This window comes from Pseudomonas sp. GP01-A4 (genome assembly GCF_058780865.1).
Map to the genome: position 1 here is coordinate 117003 of NZ_JBYSWF010000009.1, position 16504 is coordinate 133506.

Annotated in this window: 16 protein-coding genes and 1 pseudogene; 16 read left to right on the top strand and 1 reads right to left on the bottom strand. The window is 52.0% G+C overall.

Going from position 1 to position 16504, the window contains the following annotated elements:
• The first annotated feature begins 2 nt into the window (after positions 1-2).
• The 13 genes from AC3WKX_RS08640 (at position 3) to AC3WKX_RS08700 (ending at position 10784) form a co-directional block, all read left to right on the top strand.
• A complete protein-coding gene (locus AC3WKX_RS08640) occupies positions 3-1562 on the top strand; it encodes a GspE/PulE family protein (RefSeq protein ID WP_019818093.1) in 1560 nt (519 codons plus the stop codon).
• Positions 1552-2691, top strand: coding sequence for a type II secretion system F family protein (locus AC3WKX_RS08645; RefSeq protein WP_019818094.1), 1140 nt, complete (start codon positions 1552-1554; stop codon positions 2689-2691). Before AC3WKX_RS08640 ends, AC3WKX_RS08645 begins: the two co-directional genes overlap by 11 nt.
• 25 nt (positions 2692-2716) lie before the next feature.
• The gene (locus tag AC3WKX_RS08650) at positions 2717-3232 is read left to right on the top strand and encodes a type 4 pilus major pilin (RefSeq protein ID WP_019818095.1); all 516 of its coding nucleotides are present in this window, start codon (positions 2717-2719) and stop codon (positions 3230-3232) included.
• A gap of 10 nt (positions 3233-3242) precedes the next feature.
• A complete protein-coding gene (locus tag AC3WKX_RS08655; protein ID WP_102605718.1) occupies positions 3243-4184 on the top strand; it encodes an ATPase, T2SS/T4P/T4SS family in 942 nt (313 codons plus the stop codon).
• Positions 4174-5490, top strand: coding sequence for a shufflon system plasmid conjugative transfer pilus tip adhesin PilV (pilV, locus tag AC3WKX_RS08660; protein ID WP_019818096.1), 1317 nt, complete (start codon positions 4174-4176; stop codon positions 5488-5490). Before AC3WKX_RS08655 ends, pilV begins: the two co-directional genes overlap by 11 nt.
• Entirely contained in the window at positions 5423-5860 is a 438-nt protein-coding gene (locus AC3WKX_RS08665) for a hypothetical protein (protein WP_124356003.1), read from the top strand. The genes pilV and AC3WKX_RS08665 overlap by 68 nt, the downstream gene beginning before the upstream one ends.
• Before the next feature lie 57 nt (positions 5861-5917).
• On the top strand, positions 5918-6358 hold the full coding sequence (pilM, locus tag AC3WKX_RS08670) for a type IV pilus biogenesis protein PilM (protein WP_019818097.1): 441 nt from the start codon (positions 5918-5920) through the stop codon (positions 6356-6358).
• A 1535-nt stretch (positions 6359-7893) separates the two neighbouring features.
• Positions 7894-8145, top strand: a complete 252-nt coding sequence (locus AC3WKX_RS08675; protein ID WP_008437363.1) for a hypothetical protein — start codon at positions 7894-7896, stop codon at positions 8143-8145.
• A 95-nt stretch (positions 8146-8240) separates the two neighbouring features.
• Positions 8241-8777 (top strand): STY4534 family ICE replication protein, encoded by a 537-nt coding sequence (locus tag AC3WKX_RS08680; RefSeq protein ID WP_019818099.1) that lies wholly within the window; start codon positions 8241-8243, stop codon positions 8775-8777.
• Positions 8778-8885: 108 nt separating this feature from the next.
• Positions 8886-9383, top strand: a complete 498-nt coding sequence (locus AC3WKX_RS08685; protein ID WP_019818100.1) for a hypothetical protein — start codon at positions 8886-8888, stop codon at positions 9381-9383.
• A gap of 74 nt (positions 9384-9457) precedes the next feature.
• The gene (locus AC3WKX_RS08690; RefSeq protein ID WP_019818101.1) at positions 9458-9793 is read left to right on the top strand and encodes a hypothetical protein; all 336 of its coding nucleotides are present in this window, start codon (positions 9458-9460) and stop codon (positions 9791-9793) included.
• A gap of 77 nt (positions 9794-9870) precedes the next feature.
• Positions 9871-10476 (top strand): DUF3275 family protein, encoded by a 606-nt coding sequence (locus tag AC3WKX_RS08695; RefSeq protein ID WP_019818102.1) that lies wholly within the window; start codon positions 9871-9873, stop codon positions 10474-10476.
• A gap of 83 nt (positions 10477-10559) precedes the next feature.
• Positions 10560-10784 carry a hypothetical protein gene (locus AC3WKX_RS08700; protein ID WP_019818103.1) on the top strand — a complete coding sequence of 75 codons (225 nt, stop codon included), beginning with the start codon at positions 10560-10562 and terminating at the stop codon, positions 10782-10784.
• A gap of 485 nt (positions 10785-11269) precedes the next feature.
• On the opposite strand, the gene AC3WKX_RS08705 is transcribed toward AC3WKX_RS08700, so the two are convergent.
• Positions 11270-12010: an NADPH-dependent F420 reductase gene (locus tag AC3WKX_RS08705; protein WP_310650297.1), complete on the bottom strand. Its 741-nt coding sequence runs from the start codon at positions 12008-12010 to the stop codon at positions 11270-11272.
• Between the two features lie 848 nt (positions 12011-12858).
• On the opposite strand from AC3WKX_RS08705, the pseudogene AC3WKX_RS08710 reads away from it, so the two are divergent.
• The 3 genes and pseudogenes from AC3WKX_RS08710 (at position 12859) to AC3WKX_RS08720 (ending at position 16338) form a co-directional block, all read left to right on the top strand.
• A pseudogene (locus AC3WKX_RS08710) lies at positions 12859-13765 on the top strand (cation diffusion facilitator family transporter).
• 486 nt (positions 13766-14251) lie between these two features.
• On the top strand, positions 14252-14926 hold the full coding sequence (locus AC3WKX_RS08715) for a heavy metal response regulator transcription factor (protein WP_019818106.1): 675 nt from the start codon (positions 14252-14254) through the stop codon (positions 14924-14926).
• On the top strand, positions 14923-16338 hold the full coding sequence (locus AC3WKX_RS08720) for a heavy metal sensor histidine kinase (protein WP_019818107.1): 1416 nt from the start codon (positions 14923-14925) through the stop codon (positions 16336-16338). The genes AC3WKX_RS08715 and AC3WKX_RS08720 overlap by 4 nt, the downstream gene beginning before the upstream one ends.
• Positions 16339-16504 lie beyond the last annotated feature (166 nt).

Genomic DNA, 16504 nt, shown 5'->3' on the forward strand with positions numbered 1-16504 from the left:
CGATGACGATCCTGACTGAAAAACCAGATGTCATAGAGCCTGACAGTGATGAGTCTGCTGCAGTCCTACTGACGTCGCACCAAATACTGCTGACGGCCCCTGGTGGACCGTTTGAGCTGAAACCCGAGCTGCGTCAACTATGTGCGTTGACCAGCGATGGGATTTTGTATGTGTCAGCCCAACACCAAACGGATGCCTATGTCATGGCATTCGAGGACCAGCTGGAACACGAAAATCACCACTTTGAGGTCAAGGTCTGCTCGATGAGCACAATCAAGGCACTCTACCGCGCCAATGATGATGCAAATGGTAAAGCACTATCGGCGACTGAGACGAAGCGCCAGGCCCAGGTGGTGCAGCTTTTAGGAGAAGCCCACCGGCGCAATGCCAGCGACGTCCACTTTGTCGTAGGTCACGATATCACTCGAATCTTCTTTCGCATCCACGGGCTCTTGTGGGAGGCAGAACAGCACCAGAGCCAGGTGGGCATGGAGCTCTGCTCGTCCCTCTACAACAGCATGTGCGATGTCGCGAAAGACCACTACCAGCCGCAGGTGAGCCAGGACGCCAGGGTAAAACGCGCCTATGTCGACCAACTCGGTTTGTTCGGTGCCCGAGTCGCCACTCGGCCGCTCGTAGATGGCCCTCTGATGGTTTTGCGTCTGCTGTATGACGACAAAACCAAAATGACGCTTAGTGATCTCGGTTTCCTGACGCAGCAAATTGATGCATTCAGCCGCATCCGCAGCTTGCCTTATGGGGTGAACCTGATCACTGGACCCACCGGTTCCGGCAAATCGAAGTCGCTGCAGGTAAACCTGAACCTCTTGCACGAAGAGTGCGGTGGAACAAAACACATTCTGACGATGGAAGATCCACCTGAATATCCACTTCTCGCCAATCAGTCACCGCTGGGCGCCGGTGAAACCTGGAATGACGGGATCACCAATTCCATGCGACTCGACCCTGACATTCTCATGTATGGGGAGATCCGGGACCTTGCATCAGCACAAGCGGCTTTCCGCGGCGGTATGACTGGTCACCTGGTGCTGACGACACTGCACACCAACAACGCTGTAGCAGCTCTTCAACGACTGATCGACATGGGTGTAGACCGACACCTGGTTACTGATCCTGCACTGATGACAAGCGTGGTCAATCAATCCCTCTTGCCCGTGCTGTGTTCCCACTGCCGCGTCCCCGCACGCGAGCATCTCGGGCAGCTCAACAGTGCGCTGGTGCAGCACTTGCGCGATTTGGAAGCGATTGATGAGACCTACCTCAAAGGACCGGGATGCCCGCATTGCAAAGGCTTGGGCATCACCGGTCGCACGGTGGTTGCGGAAACTTTGCTCACCGACCTTGAATTCATGCGCGTTTTCAATGGGCAGGGTGCAAGTGCGGCACGTCGCCACTGGGTCAAGGAAATGGGCGGTATTACCAAGACCGCACACACGATCATCAAACTGAAACAAGGATTAGTAGACCCCCGCCACGCCGAAATGACGGTGGGGCCGTTGGACTTTGACCGGCAAATCCTGGAGCTCGCTCATGCTGAGTGACGTCAGAGCGATGCTGAATCGTTGGGCAGAGACCTTCTATGCCAAGCAGTTTGGCAAAAACGAAAGAATCCAGTTCTACGAGAGCCTGATGGGCATCCTTGAGGATGGTGTGTCGCTTGAAGACGCACTGCACACGGTGGCCAGAGCATTCAGCGATAACGGGCAGAAGCTCCATCCAGTGTCCCTTGCCTGCAGGGATATCGCGCAATCGGTAAAAGGTGGGAAATCGCTGAGCATTTCCTGCGAAGGCTGGGTTCCCTATGACGAGAACTCTTTGATCGCTTCCGGGGAAGACACCGGCAACCTGGTGCAGGCATTTCGGGACTGCGTGAGGATCATCGAAGTACGTCAGCGGATCAGCAAACTCGTAGCGTCCGCCACCGTTTTCCCCTCCATGGTGTGGAGCGTCATGGCGGCGTTGCTGTATGTGATTGCAGTGTGGATGGTGCCCTCCATGACACGACGCTCCAACCCCGAGGCGTGGACCGGCGTGCCGGCCTTCCTCTATGCCCTATCGAATTTCGTGACCCACTACGGGCTAGTGACGCTGATAGCTGTAATCGTCTTTATCCTCATATCGATCATCACTCTACCCGTGTTTTGCGGCCTTCAGATTACGGCCGCCAGCCCTTCGTGGAAGCTGCAGTTGAACAAGCTGCTCCAGGTCCTGCGAGTCCGAGCAGAGAGGCTCCCGCCTTGGTCAGTCTACAAGGCGCTCCACGGATCGATCTTTCTGCTCAACATGGCTGTGATGCTGCGCTCCGGCATCAACCAACTAGATGCGCTGACCTCTCTTCAACGCAATGCCTCTCCATGGTTGAAAGAGCGCCTGAGCGCCATTCATTACGGAGTGAGCGCCGGCAAAAACTTCGGTACCGCATTGAAGCTTGCGGGTCATCAATTCCCAGACCCCATGGCGATGCATTTTCTGGAAGTGCTCGCCACCCGCAAAGGCTTCGCTGAGTCGATGGAACGGTTTTCCAACCGGTGGCTGGAGCAAACGCTTCAGCGCGTCGAAGCCATCGCCAAATCTCTTATCGGCATGTCCTCCATGGCCATGGGGGTCATGATGATTCTGGTAGTGGTCGGGATCTTCCAGTTGGCCGGCAATGTGACTGCAACGCTGTAAATCAAACCTAAATGAGGTACTGGAAATGCCAACAAACACTCAAAACAACCAACGCGGATTTCTCTCCCTGGACGGGATGTTCTGGTTGATGCTGATCGCGGTGGCACTTGGTTTCATCGTGTTCATGGGCTACAGAACGTTCGGCAGCTCGGACGTCACCATTGAACAGAGCAATCTCGGCACGTTGCTGAGCAATACCAAACGACTGAAAAGCACCACGGGCTACGCCACGGCAGGCACCAACTTGGCGCCTTCTTTGATCAACCTCGAGGCAACTGGCGGCATGAGCATCAACGGTAATGCCCTGTCCAACCGCTGGAACGGCGCAGTGACCGTAATGAGCAACGGCATGACCTTCACCATCACAGAATCCAACCTTCCGAAAAATGCCTGCATCACCCTTGCCTCGAACATGGCCAAGGACAAACAGACAACGACGGCGATCAATGGCGGCACTGCAATTGCCGGCGAAATCACTGCGGTGGCAGCTGCGACCAGCTGCTCCTCGGACGCCAATACCATCGCTTGGACTTCGTACTAAGGAACTCAGTGTGAGCGTGATCTCTGATGCTGAATTCGTCGACCTGTACCTCGGCGATGGATTTGCCGACGCCAAAGGTCTCCCTGGGCAGGCACGAAGGGTTGAAGCGCCCGCCGAATGGCGGGCAGACCTTGAGCGCTTACGGGCGCAGTGCGAGGAAAAGCACAAGGCAACCCAGGATCCAGAGTTCGCCCTAATTGAAGATGGCGTCGTCCTTCGTGTAACCCAGTTGCTGGATTTGAATGGCAAGCCTGTGTTTGTCGTAAGCAAATCCTCAGTCCAGATCCGTCCATTGGACATGCTGGGTCTGCCCGACTATCTGCAGGACGCGCTGATGAGCGACACGGTACGCGGCCTGATATTTATTTGTGGGGAAATGGGCACAGGGAAAACCTCAAGTGCTGCATCACTGGTGAAAGCACGTCTCGAGGCCTGGGGAGGCATTTGTGTGGCTGTAGAGGATCCTCCAGAACCATTTTTGAATGGCAGGCATGGGAGTGGGCGCTGCATTCAAGTTCCGGTCTCTCGCCGGATGAGGGGATACGAGGAAGCTTTGATCCTAGCGCTGCGCACAAGAGCCGATTTCCTGTTCGTGGGAGAAATTCGCGACAGCTCGACAGCAGCACAAGTAATTCAAGCCTCGATCAATGGCCATCTCATTATCAGCACAGGTCATGCCGGCAGCGTTACTCAAGGCATTGAACGTATATCAGCCCTGGCTCAGCCGTTACTCAATAACGCCCGAGAGCTGCTCTCCAAGGGGTTGGTGGCTGTTCTTCACCAGTCCTTATCAAGTGGCAACGAAGGAAGTCGTCGATTAACCCTGCAGAGCCTGCTTTTCACAGGCGATGACGGACCGGGCATCCGAGAGAAAGTCCATGCAGGAAAGATCACGATGCTCGATCACGACATCGCTCACCAATCATCAAGGAGTCTCTGGAATGACCAGTAGGATCAAGCAGCGGGGGTTCTTGAGCTTGGACATGGCGATCGGATTGGCCGTTTTCTCCGTTGTCGTCACTTTGGCGATCGCATGGCAAATCAAGCAGATGGATTCTCAGGACTATCGAATTGCGGCTGATCAACAGAGAACCATTTCAGAGGCATTGGCCAAATATCTGAAGGATAACTACAGCGTGGTGCTGGCCAACGCGGCAGCAACCGTACCGGTGCAAATAACCGTTCCGATGCTCGTCAACACCAACTACCTTCCTGCAGGTTATAGCCCCACTAACGCCTTTGGGCAGACCATTGTCGGCCTCGCCCGGAAACCCAACGCCAATCAACTGGAAGTGATTGTGGTTACTACAGGTGGGCAGACGATTCCTGAAATGGGTATTCGAACCATCGCTGAAAATCTCGGAGGACCTGGTGGGTTCATCTCTTCTGCCAATCCGAACATCGTCCAGGGCGTGCGGGGTGGATGGCAGGTAGCACTAAGTAACTATGCTATAGCTCCTGGCCCAGGACATACAGCTAGCGCACTTTTTCTTATGGATGGAGCGTTGGCTAATGACTATCTATATCGAAACGCAGTGCCCAATCATCCAGAATTCAACACGATGAATACTGATATCACGATGGGCAACCACAATATTAACAACGCAGGAAGTATCACAGCGTCAGGCAACATAACAGCTAACGCCGACATTACAGCTCGAAACGTTATCGCCACAGCCAATGTTAATGCCGCTACTGCAACCATTACCGGTGATACCAGCACAGGTGGTTGGTTCAGAACACGTGGTGACACAGGCTGGTACAGCGAAAAATGGGGAGGCGGGATTTATCAAAATAGCCCCAACTGGGTCCAAGTTTATAACGACAAAAACTTTTCAACCGGAGGTGAACTATGGGGTGGAAAGATAACCTCGACGGGCAAGATAACGGCCTATGATCGCATTCAGACAAATGAATATTTGTCCCTGGGAGGCATAGCTACCGAGGGGCAACAGTGCAGTGACCGAACCCTTCTTGCAAAAAGCGCCGCGGGAATAACGTTGTCCTGCGAACAAGGCTTATGGAAAAGACCAGGTGGGTGGGAATTCCAGCTGATCCAGGGCACCTGCCAGGCGCCTGCCAGAGGAAGTGTGACCTGCTCCCTTGGCGACACTACATGGAAGTCATGCTCTTTAACTGGCGCTTTTGGCATCGGGGATAGTGAGACTGGGTACATCTTCAGAAATGCAAGTGGATGGTTTCTCTCCACATCTCGACTTTCCTGGCCAGGTCTTTTCTATTGGAGCTGCTTCAAATAAAGCATCCATTTATAAAATTTCAAAAACGTTTTATAGTATGTTTATGGGGATTATTGCAGTGCAGACGCTTGAGAATAACGTTGAGTATAGTGCTGGAGAATTACAGACCTGGCTAAGCACCCGAAGCAGGATATGCTCAACTGTGCTATGGCGTCGCGCACTAGAAGAAAAAGAGGCATTCGAGGTCGGCGAGTTCACTTACAAGTTACAACCAACGGCCTCTGGTCGTTATTTAGTAAAAAAGATCGCCACTATGGAATTAATCAATCCACAACGCAAACCAATGAGCATCAAGCGAGCCGCAAAGTGGACTGTCATTGCGCTTGGCCTAGTAGGAATTTGCTTAACATTGATTATCCTCACGAAATAGTTTTGTTATTGACGCGTAGGTGGTAACAACCACCATTTTGTGGATGGAGCTCATATCATGACAATGCAATGGCTCGTTTTGATGATTGTGCTCATTGCCTCCAGCATTTTCATGGAGAACCAACATCAGGACCAACGTACATCCGACTACGCTACCCTCGACTCACTGGGTCGCGGCTTTCTGGTGTACCGATCTGCCGCTACCGAATATGCCCAGGCCAACCCGGGCTTCAGCGGAGTACCGAGCGATTCTGCGCTCAACCTACCTGGGTGGTTTGTGAAACCTGTGGGCGTAGGTTCTTACATCTCATCAGGAACGGCCTATACTTATTTTGATGGGGTTGCACCGTCAGGCTTGCCTTCTGTGCTGGTAGACCTGACAAAGACAACTACCGTTGGTTTAAAGCGTTCAGGAATGCTGATTTCACAGATAACTGGGGCGACCGGTATAGCAATTCCGTCCCCTGTTCCCGAAGGTGCGGTCGTCGCAGTCAATTAGTCTGAGTCGACCGACTTTGAAAGGCGCCGGGTTGCATAAGCTCCGGCCTATCAACATAATGATCACAACAACGTTTCCACCCCGTTGGCTACTGGCGGTCATCAGTAGCGCCCGGTGATGCGGCTTGCCTCATCACCAACCCCAAAGCACGCATAGCTCCGGGAAGGGCGTGCGGACCTGGTTCAGAGCTCTCCCTGTGTCTCCCTGTTCAAGCCAGACACGCAGCCGTCTAACTCGTGAATTGCGAGTTCAAAGGCACATAGGGCTCTGTTGAGGTTCGAAGCACCGTAGTCTAAGGGCCACACTGGTGTTGTGGCCCACACTTTTTAAAGCTCACACAATAGGTAGCCTGATCATCTTGCAAAGGATGATCAGGCTACCTATTGGTAGCTGCTTTTCCTTGCCGGTGGCCCGCCGGCGAAACGCAGGGCTCCCTTTGTGCGCGGATGCGTGCCTTATGCTAGCTGGCCTCAGCCACGATAATCGGCCAGGTGTTGGAAGTAAGACGTTCAGATCACAGCCCAGGGATCAACAACGCCTTCATCCCGCACAGGTGGTATTTTTTTCTGAAAGACGCTACTTACTACATCCGAGAGTGACTGTTGACCCAGCTACTCTCGGTAGCTTCTCCTGTCGACCTGAACCTTCTTTGCCCTCCGCGAAATATCCCTCTCCGCTTGACACATCACCATCCCCCCTTCGATGATATGGACGTGCTTTGCTGACGTCGTCAGCATCATGCCCAGGCAGTCAGGATCTTGAAGACTGCGACACGATGTTCGTGTCAGATCCGCCCAAGACCGCTGAGCTTCTGGTAGCGCGGTCGGTCGACAATCGTCGATGGAAGCACCTTATGCAACTCACCTCGCGGGGAATCACTTCCCCAACGGGGTCAGTGGGTTCTCCGCATTCAACCTGCAGGAGAATCACCATGTCCAAACTTGCTTATGGCTTCGGTTTCGCGCTTGGCACCATCACGCGACAGTTTCTGCGTGCGGTAAAGAAAACCAGCGCTGCGCCCACAGCTATCCATACCAAAGCAGCTCCGTTGCTTCCACCGCCCTGCGTACCTGAGCGTCTCGTACGTGAGATGGATCATGTACCGGCAATAACTCGTAAAGGTGTCGACCTGAACCTTTGGTACGCGGCTAACACTCGAGTGGTCGAAAAGCCAGCTCGGAAACCGCGTAAGAAGCCAGCTGCACGCTCGTTGGTGCCAGCAACTTGCTAAGTCTGCGTCCTTCGCCTCTGTAGGGAGCCTTCCCAAAGGGAAGGTTTCCTCAGAGTTTTCACGGTAGGGGCTTGACAAGCGACAATCGTATTTCCATGATCTGCACATGTATCGCTGACGTCGTCAGCAACATGCCCAAGTAGTCTGGATCCGCAAGACTACGATGCGGTTTTCTGCATTGATCCACTCCCAAGATCGCCATAGCTTCCGGTAGCGCGATCAGTCGACTTAGTCGATGGAAGCACCTTTCCCACCCATGACGGGCCTACCCCGTCAGGGCAGGCCTCTCACTTTTGGAGGTCTGATGAAAACTGAACTGGCTCTCTACCAGGCGTTGATTTCGATTAACGTCCCGGAACAGAAGGCAAATGCTGTTATTGAAGCTTTGGAGACCGACATGCTTTCACGTTTGGCTACCAAGGCAGATTTAACTGCTCTTGCTGCAGAGTTCAAATCTGAGATTTCACAGCTTGAAGTCAAGCTCACCATTCGCATGGGCGTCATGTTGTCTGCAGCTGTCGGTGTAATGATTGCTGCAATGAAGCTGATGCATTAAACAACCTTAAGCTCCACCCACCCTCGCGGGGAATACTTTCCCCCTAGGGCGAAGTGTTTCTCCGCTTTCTGTTATTTCGAAACTGGAGAATCACCATGAGCACTAATCAATCCAACGAAGCAAAATTCTTCGACCTTCACACCACTGGTATCGGTTATCTCAACCGTATCCGTGAAGTGAAACCTCGCGGCAAAGGTAAGCCATTCATGGCAGTTACCGTTGCGGCTCTGCGCGGCTCGATGGATGATGCCGAGTATTCCTATATCGACTGCAACGTGGTCGGCGCTGAAGCTGAAAAGCTGATTCGTCGCAGCCAAGCAGCCGTTGAAGCCGGAAAGAAGGTCCTTGTGAGCTTCCGCATCGGTGATATCTGGACCGACGCATTTACCTACGAGAAAGGCGATAAAAAAGGTCAACCTGGAGCAAGCCTCAAGGGACGCCTGTTGTTTATCGGCTGGATCAAGGTGGATGGCCAAACCGTCTATGAAGCAAAGCCTCGTGAAGTAGAACCAGTTGTTGAAGACGGCGAAGCGGAACCTGAAGCACAGCTCGCAAGCGAAGAAGCATCCGAGCCAGTAGCAGAGGAACAATCCAAGCCAACGCCCGCTAAACAGCAGCGTACGGCATCTTGATTCACTTTGTTGAAAGGCACCCTTCGGGTGCCTTCATTATTATCAAAGTCCGCAGGGAACACCTCCCTTCCGGGCACGGTGATTCTCGTCCGTTGGAGACTCACCTTTATGAACACGTTATTTACGCAATCTCTCGATATACGCGTTGCTTATGCAAAAGCGGAAATCTATGGCGACGAGATTACCCAATATGAGGCTGAGATCGAGGCTCATATTCTGGGTGCCGACGCGTACCGCGCCGGCCAGCCGATCGTACCCGAGCTGTTCAAAACCGTTCCTGCGCTCAGTCGAGCTTGGGGCGAAGGAGTGAACGCGGCCATTAATGGTGGCGGTTGGTCACGCTTTACTGAAGAAGACCAGCAGCAGCTAATAACACCGGAACCATACATTGTGTCGGATTTTGCATACGGGAAACTTGCATTCGCCGAGTGCGGTATCGAGTACCCCCTCCAAATACTGAAGAGCGCTGCGGGCTATTACATTGGTACCGCTGATGAGTTTGAACCGGTATCAAGGGAGTCCGAAGAATACTACCGCAGCGAATATGCCGCGAAACAAGCTTTTGACCTCAACCTCTGGACACAACGCCACGTGTGCTGGTCCTGACATAACCAAAACATACCTAACCGGGAAACCACTTCCCGGACGGGCCGGGTGGTTTCTCACACCTGGAGATAAACATGCAAAGCACCACTAACCTCGTGTCGTCTGACCTGCTCAAGCTCCCGGTCGTTTTAACACCCCGGGCCTGGCAGGAAGCGGTGCATATTGAAAACCCTCAGGATGCAAGTGTTGTCAGTGAGCGACTGGGCGAAGTTGTCCTGGAGGCCTACCGAGAACTGCACTTGCAACCTGACAGCACACAGATCCATTTCGGCCTCTATCGTTTATTGCCTGCCGGCAATAGCACTGATCGAGTCTGGCTGGACCTAAAACTTGACCGTATAGAATCACCGCCAGGCGTTTTCTATCTGTACATCTCACTCAAGGAAGAAACTCATACTTCTTGCCCGTAATCCTTCGACAATCACAGCACTGCCCAAAGCCCGACACCTGTCGGGCTTTTTTCATTCGTAGCAGTGTGGAGCTGCCCATGATCAACATCCCCGGCCAACTGGCCATCCGTACCATCAGCGGCCGTAATGGCGAATTCAACGTCGGACGGCTTTCGACCTCTATCGGTGAGTTCGTGATCAAAGACGCACTCCTCGATCAGTACGATGAAGGCAAATACCGAGGCGACTTTCTGATAACGGAGATCCGTCCTTCGTATTACTCCACAGCAGGCCGCCTGATCGTTGAGATCCGTGCAAGGCTGGAAAGCATGAGCCTCGACGACGTCGACAATCTGACACCAGAAGACGCCGCCAGGCTCTCGCCAAACGAGCCTGACCCTATGGATGAAGAGTCTTCTTCCAACCTCTCCAAGCCTGTGCAGCGTAATAATCCGCCCGCCCTACCGGCCACCAATAAACAGGTATCAAAAGAGGATGCCCCGTTCGGGATGACCCCGACCGGCGCAACCAACGACCTCGAGGCAGATGCCGAGTTGTTCGGCACAATCTGGCCTCTAAGCTATACAGTCAGGCTGGACACAACTGTTGATCGTCAGCAACTACGCCAACAGTGCAGTCGGCTCTCGGAGCTCGGCTATTTACACAACTTCAAACTGCAGGTATGGAATATCTCCAATACCTAACGATGCCGGCGATACGCCAAGCCAATCGGCACATTCATGAGAGGCTCCCTCCTGGGCGCTCCTCGACTCAACAGGAGCAGCACATGAATCTAATCTTCAATAACCTGACCCAACAAATCCTTGAAAACATCGAAGATCAGCTCGCCAATAACGAGGTATCGACGAATGAGGAGCTTTGGGACTTCTTCGTAGAGGAGCTCGAAATGACGGCAGAACAAGCCGATGGCGCCGTTGCCCTTCGCCCCAAATACCTGGGGCAAATCTTTCTCACTGGGCACAGCCCACTATTTCAAAACGAGACGGTCTAGTTTGGCGCGGGGAGTCAGATCGATCTGGAGGGCATCACCATCAGGCTTTGTGTTAACGACAGAAAAGCCCTCCCAAAAAGGAAGAAAAGTATAATATCGCACATAAGAACGCCGGTTTGTTAGATGTGTTTGCTCGCACGAACATCATCAATCAAATCGGCGTTCTTGTTTCTGTGTTGCCCGGAATTCCTTGAAGGTAAGCGTCCGGTAAACACGCCTTCCTGACGCCAACGCCTTAATAGTTGAGATCGGTAGTAGACCACGCCGCACGCTTGCGACGCTTTAGCTGGCGCTGAGATTGAGCGGATGCTTGAACAACGTGACGTGGCCTAGGCCGCGATACAGGACAGGTTAGGAAATTCGCGGCCTCATCCAGACGCTGAGTTAGGCACGCGTCTGCAGTGCCCTGTTTACGTAAAGAGATGAGTTTAGCGACTAGATCAATTAGGCGAAATTCTAGCAAAGAATCCCGCCTAATCCGGTAGTCAGGCCGTCCTAGCGCGATTTGTGGCAACAATTTGCTCATATGTAAACTGACTGCCGGGAACCATAAATTTTGCGATAAGTGCGTCTCGGTTTTGAGGTGCCCGTACCTTGTCTGCCGCCTCCAGCGCCATCTTCAGCTCCGGCAATGTTAGCTCGGTGCAGTAGGCTGGTGTTCCTGGTTGCTGACGCCACGAATCTTCAAGGCTACCAGCGGCAAGCGCGATAAAGCCCGTATCCTCAACGAGATCCTGCGCGACGGCCTCTGCATGAGTGTCATCCCCTGCTACATGTAAGCCAATGCGTGTCGAAGATCCAGTTGGTTGCCGATTGTCGGCAAGAGTCGCTGCAAGGACGGCGTTCCAAGCCTTAATGACCGGGCGGCTAAACTGCTCGCTTACCCAAACGTTCACGGGCTTGCCGTCGTCAACTTCTATGATTGCCCCGTCGCGTCCCGGATAGTAATTGGACGTGTCAATGACAACGACTTTCTCGGGGACATTCTTTAACGTCTGTTTGAGATCTGGATATTTTGGGAAGGGTATCGAGAGGATCACAACGCCTACCTCGGACACTGCCTCTTCCTTGGTCACAGCGTGTGCGCCGATTTCACTGACCAGGTTTTGAAGGCTTTCGGGGCCTTTCGAATTTGCCAGCTTAACTTCATGGCCGCACGCGACGAGCTTGCGGGCAAGGGTAGCCCCAATATTGCCGGCGCCGCTAACTCCGATTTTCACTTCAATAACCTCCTCACCCACAACCAATATTCAAGTTGCTACCTGGCTAGGTGTGCGAATGAATCAAGCGTGTCGCAAAGCCGCTGCGATCTGGGGTGAGCACGCATGTCGCTTGACTCAGGTAAATACGACTCTTCAAGAATGAAAGGTTACGCTGTCGGTAATCGGCACACGATGCCAGCGTCTAGCGGCATCCAAATTACCGCCATTCGCCCCTTTTGGGTCGGTAGCGACGACCACTTTCGACAATCGGTGTTAATGGTTAAGCCTCAGTCCGTTCCGCATCTCAACGGTGTCATCGACCTAACCCCTCACATCGAACGGCACTCTCGAGCTCCGTATCGCCGAGCATCATTTCAAAACCCGCGGTTTCTTCCTTACGAGATAGTTCAGTGATTAAGGAATCAGAATTTGCGATGAAAATATTGACCGCGGCCGGCGTTAAAAAACTAGGTAATTATGTTACTCAGCAGCGTTGCGAGGAGTTTGAGGTAATTTCGTGTCTGTGCTTAGCGACACCGCTACGTAGCGTAAATTTTTAGCTAGCCGTATTATTTTTGACGACGGATAACGAGATAGCTACAGCAGAATTACAATTCTGACACAATCCCAGCGGAACCTTCTTTTTTTGAGCCGTGTCAAAGTAGGCTGTTGACTAGCACCGTATCGCCGGCTAGAGGAGACGCAGGTCTGCAAAAAATCGCATACCAACAACATACTTTCATCCTAAACTACAATTAGTTTAAATGAGTTTTATTAGCCGTTCTGAAAGGTAGGATCCATATTTGTGTTTTTGTTTGTAGCGATGAGAATCTAGATTGAAGCCAACCACTACATTAGGCAAGGAGAAGCATGTGGGATCCAATCACGCTCATGGCGGTGCCGCTCTACGTGAAGGACACCAGAAAAAACTACTCATGGCGCTTGCCCTGACTGGTATTTTTATGATTGCGGAGGTTATCGGAGCATGCGTTACCGGCAGCCTAGCCCTGCTGTCTGATGCATCACATATGCTCACAGATACTGCTGCTCTGGCAATTTCACTGATTGCTCTCCAAATAGCCAAGCGGCCAGCGGACCAGAAACGGACTTTTGGATATGCTCGCATAGAGATCCTAGCCTCAACGTTCAATGCCTTATTACTCTTTATGGTCGCTGCCTACATTTTGTACGAGGCGTATCAGCGCTTGCTAGTACCGTCGGAGATTGCTACCGGTGCGATGATGTGGATCGCAATTGGGGGTCTTTTTGTGAACCTGATATCGATGCGTCTGCTCTCCTCTGCCAGCAGTGAAAGTCTGAATCTCAAGGGAGCCTATCTTGAAGTCTGGAGCGACATGCTTGGTTCATTGGGCGTGATCATAGCGGCACTTGTCATCCGATTTACAGGTTGGAGCTGGGTCGATACGATTGTCGCCGTAGCAATCGGTATATGGGTGTTTCCACGTACTTGGCAGTTGTTGCGCGAAAGCTTGGGGGGTACTTATGGAAGGGGTACCCGACAATCTCAATATTGCGGAAATAGAGTCCCTGATACTTGGAGTAGATGGGGTCATGGAGGTCCATGATCTGCATGTTTGGGCTCTAAGTAGTGGCCGCAATATCCTGACGTCGCACGTAGTCGTGCGAGATTCATTAAATCGAGATGTTATTCTCGCATCAGTCATTGACGCGGTGAGTAAATCGTTCGAAATTCATCACTGCACGATTCAAATGGAGCAAGCAGCCTTTCATGATAATGCTCCGAAGCCTTCACACTAGTCGTTTTTTTGATGACGCTAATTGTTGTATTTGCAGGCAGAAGCCCTAAGAAAAATCGACTTAAGATGCGTTCCCCAAGACTATACGCGCTTTTAAATATGCATTACTGCCACCTCTAAATTTAACGACTAATCGAGTTGACCGGCGGCCAATATTAAAGGAGCCTTCAGGCAGATTCGCCTGCTACGCGCACTGAAGGCATCCGCCAGCTTTGGCCTTAAAAACCTTACCATTGACAGATTCTCGATTATTCCAAACAATCAATTTATCATAACTATCAATAATATTGCGCAAAAATTACAAATTTGCAAAGCTTACGCGCATTTAGCCAATTCGCGCTAGGATCAGTTATTATTGAGTTAATGTAATGCGCATGAAAATAAATAATGAAATTAAACACCAAGCACACAGCAGTACTACCAATCAGCGTATAACCACACTGGCGGCCGATTGGACTATTATTTTACTCACATCCTGAGATAAGTTATGCGCGTTCTAGTTGTGGAAGACGAAACCAAAAACGTAGAATACCTTCAGCAGGGCCTTTCTGAAAGCGGGTACATCGTAAATATAGCAAACAATGGTGTTGATGCCGCTCACTTATTCAATACTAATATTTATTCGTTTCTGCTTCTCGATGTGAACCTCCCTGACATCAATGGCTTGGACCTTTTGGAAGTCATTAGAGAAACCAGCCGGGTCCGCGTCATTATGCTGACTGCCTGGGGACGAACCAACGACAAGCTCAAGGGTTTGGACGGTGGCGCAGATGACTACCTCGTCAAGCCCTTCGAGTTTCCCGAGCTGCTTGCTCGCATGCGCTCGCTGCAAAGACGTGGCGACGAGCTTTTTGAGAAAAACGCGCTGAGAATTTCGGATGTAGAGCTCGACTCTGTGCGCCATCGGGTGTTCCGTGGATCTACACGCATAGACCTCAACACCAAGAAATTTGCTCTCCTGCACCTTCTCATTAGTCGAGCTGGCAAAGCACTTACACGCTCTCAGAGCATCTGGCTGATATGGGACATGAACTTTGACTGCGATAATAACGTTATTGACGTCTCTATCCGGCGATTACGCTCGAAGATCGATGATCCATTTGAGACCAAGCTCATACATAAACTTCGAGGCATAGGGTACGTTCTGGAGGAGCGCGCATGAGGCCGTTCAGTCTGGCTGTGAAGCTGGGATTCAAAGTCGGTTTGATGAGCGCAGCGCTGCTCCTCCTTTTCGCCACCTTTGGGTATGTGATGGTGAGCCAAGCTCTCGAGAGAAACTCCCGAATGGACCTCGAAGTGAAAATGGCGGGTATGACTCACAACCTATCCGCTATCACTAGTATCGCTGATGTCAATCCAGACGCGCACCAGCTAGTTGACTTGGTCATGGGGCACAATAATCTGTACGTCAGCATCTTTGAGTCAGGACAAACGCAAACTCCACTGCTCTCAATAGGTTCGAAGGCAGTCAACCTGGAAGTGCACAAGTTCAAGCCAACCGAGCAGGTTAAACAGCACGAGTGGCGTGACTCCACGGGTCGCCCGCTACTTAGCGCTTCGCGAGTAATGAATCTAGGCGATGGAACCGAAGTTAGTGTGTTCATGACCATGGACCAGTCAGCCAACCAAGCCCTGCTCGATGCATTGCTAACCTGGGCGCTGATGGTCTCGCCTCTTATTCTCTTGCTGATCTTGGCCATTGGATGGTGGACTGTGCGCAGAGGACTACTGCCTCTGACCAAGTTCTTGAGGATTGCCTCGAAAATTTCCACCGAGAGCCTTGATCATCGCCTACCAACGAAGGGGATGCCGGCAGAACTGAAGAAGCTCGGCGATGGAATCAATATCATGCTGATGCGTCTAGATGATGGGGTTCAGCAGCTATCGCAGTTCTCGGACGATCTTGCTCACGAACTGCGTGCACCTTTGTCCAATCTCATGGGTAAGGCTCAGGTTGCGCTGACCCGGGAAAGGTCTCTTCCTGAGTACCGAGAAGTCTTGGAGTCGTGCACGGAAGAGTTGGACCGCATGAGTCGAATGGTTTCCGACATGCTATTTCTAGCCCAGGTCAGCCACCCCGCGTCAATGGTAGAATTCGAAAATGTCTGTTTGCTCGACGAAATTCAGCGGGTCTGCGACCTCTTCAGCATTACGGCCGAAGAAGGCGAAATACAACTCCAGCTCACAGGAAATGGCGTGGTGCGTGGCAATCAGATAATGATTCAACGAGCCATCTCGAACCTTGTCTCGAACGCGATTCGCTACTGCCCAAGAGGCCGGACGGTTTACGTGAAAGTTCAACGCGGTGCTAACGGAACTACCTTGAGTGTTGGTAACCCGGGGCGCGGAATCGCCAAGGAACACCAGGTGCATTTGTTCGAGCGGTTCTACCGTGTAGACAAAAGCCGAGCACGAAATGAAGGTGGTACGGGTCTGGGCCTAGCTATAGTACAGTCAATTATGGGATTGCATCAGGGTTCTGCGAGCGTAGAAGTGACTGATCAGAATTTTACCTGGTTTCACCTCAACTTTCCCGACACCCAAATGAAGCAAACGCAAATGGGCGCAGCCTAGGTCCCGTATATGGAGGGGGCCGATTTTAGAAGAGCTCTCTTTTTTACTTGAAAGCTTTAATGCCTGAGGGCTGCCGTATTGTTTTGGTCTTTAGCTCGACGTCTAGAGGGGAAGGCAGCCCTACCCGAAAATATGGCGAGCAGCCACATATAACGCGACCTTATCG

Bases quoted from the DNA above. Each gene is read 5' to 3' on its own strand.
- AC3WKX_RS08640 (WP_019818093.1), top strand. From the start codon at position 3: ATGACGATCCTGACTGAAAAACCAGATGTCATAGAGCCTGACAGTGAT.
- AC3WKX_RS08645 (WP_019818094.1), top strand. From the start codon at position 1,552: ATGCTGAGTGACGTCAGAGCGATGCTGAATCGTTGGGCAGAGACCTTC.
- AC3WKX_RS08650 (WP_019818095.1), top strand. From the start codon at position 2,717: ATGCCAACAAACACTCAAAACAACCAACGCGGATTTCTCTCCCTGGAC.
- pilV (WP_019818096.1), top strand. From the start codon at position 4,174: ATGACCAGTAGGATCAAGCAGCGGGGGTTCTTGAGCTTGGACATGGCG.
- pilM (WP_019818097.1), top strand. From the start codon at position 5,918: ATGACAATGCAATGGCTCGTTTTGATGATTGTGCTCATTGCCTCCAGC.
- AC3WKX_RS08675 (WP_008437363.1), top strand. From the start codon at position 7,894: ATGAAAACTGAACTGGCTCTCTACCAGGCGTTGATTTCGATTAACGTC.
- AC3WKX_RS08680 (WP_019818099.1), top strand. From the start codon at position 8,241: ATGAGCACTAATCAATCCAACGAAGCAAAATTCTTCGACCTTCACACC.
- AC3WKX_RS08685 (WP_019818100.1), top strand. From the start codon at position 8,886: ATGAACACGTTATTTACGCAATCTCTCGATATACGCGTTGCTTATGCA.
- AC3WKX_RS08690 (WP_019818101.1), top strand. From the start codon at position 9,458: ATGCAAAGCACCACTAACCTCGTGTCGTCTGACCTGCTCAAGCTCCCG.
- AC3WKX_RS08695 (WP_019818102.1), top strand. From the start codon at position 9,871: ATGATCAACATCCCCGGCCAACTGGCCATCCGTACCATCAGCGGCCGT.
- AC3WKX_RS08700 (WP_019818103.1), top strand. From the start codon at position 10,560: ATGAATCTAATCTTCAATAACCTGACCCAACAAATCCTTGAAAACATC.
- AC3WKX_RS08715 (WP_019818106.1), top strand. From the start codon at position 14,252: ATGCGCGTTCTAGTTGTGGAAGACGAAACCAAAAACGTAGAATACCTT.
- AC3WKX_RS08720 (WP_019818107.1), top strand. From the start codon at position 14,923: ATGAGGCCGTTCAGTCTGGCTGTGAAGCTGGGATTCAAAGTCGGTTTG.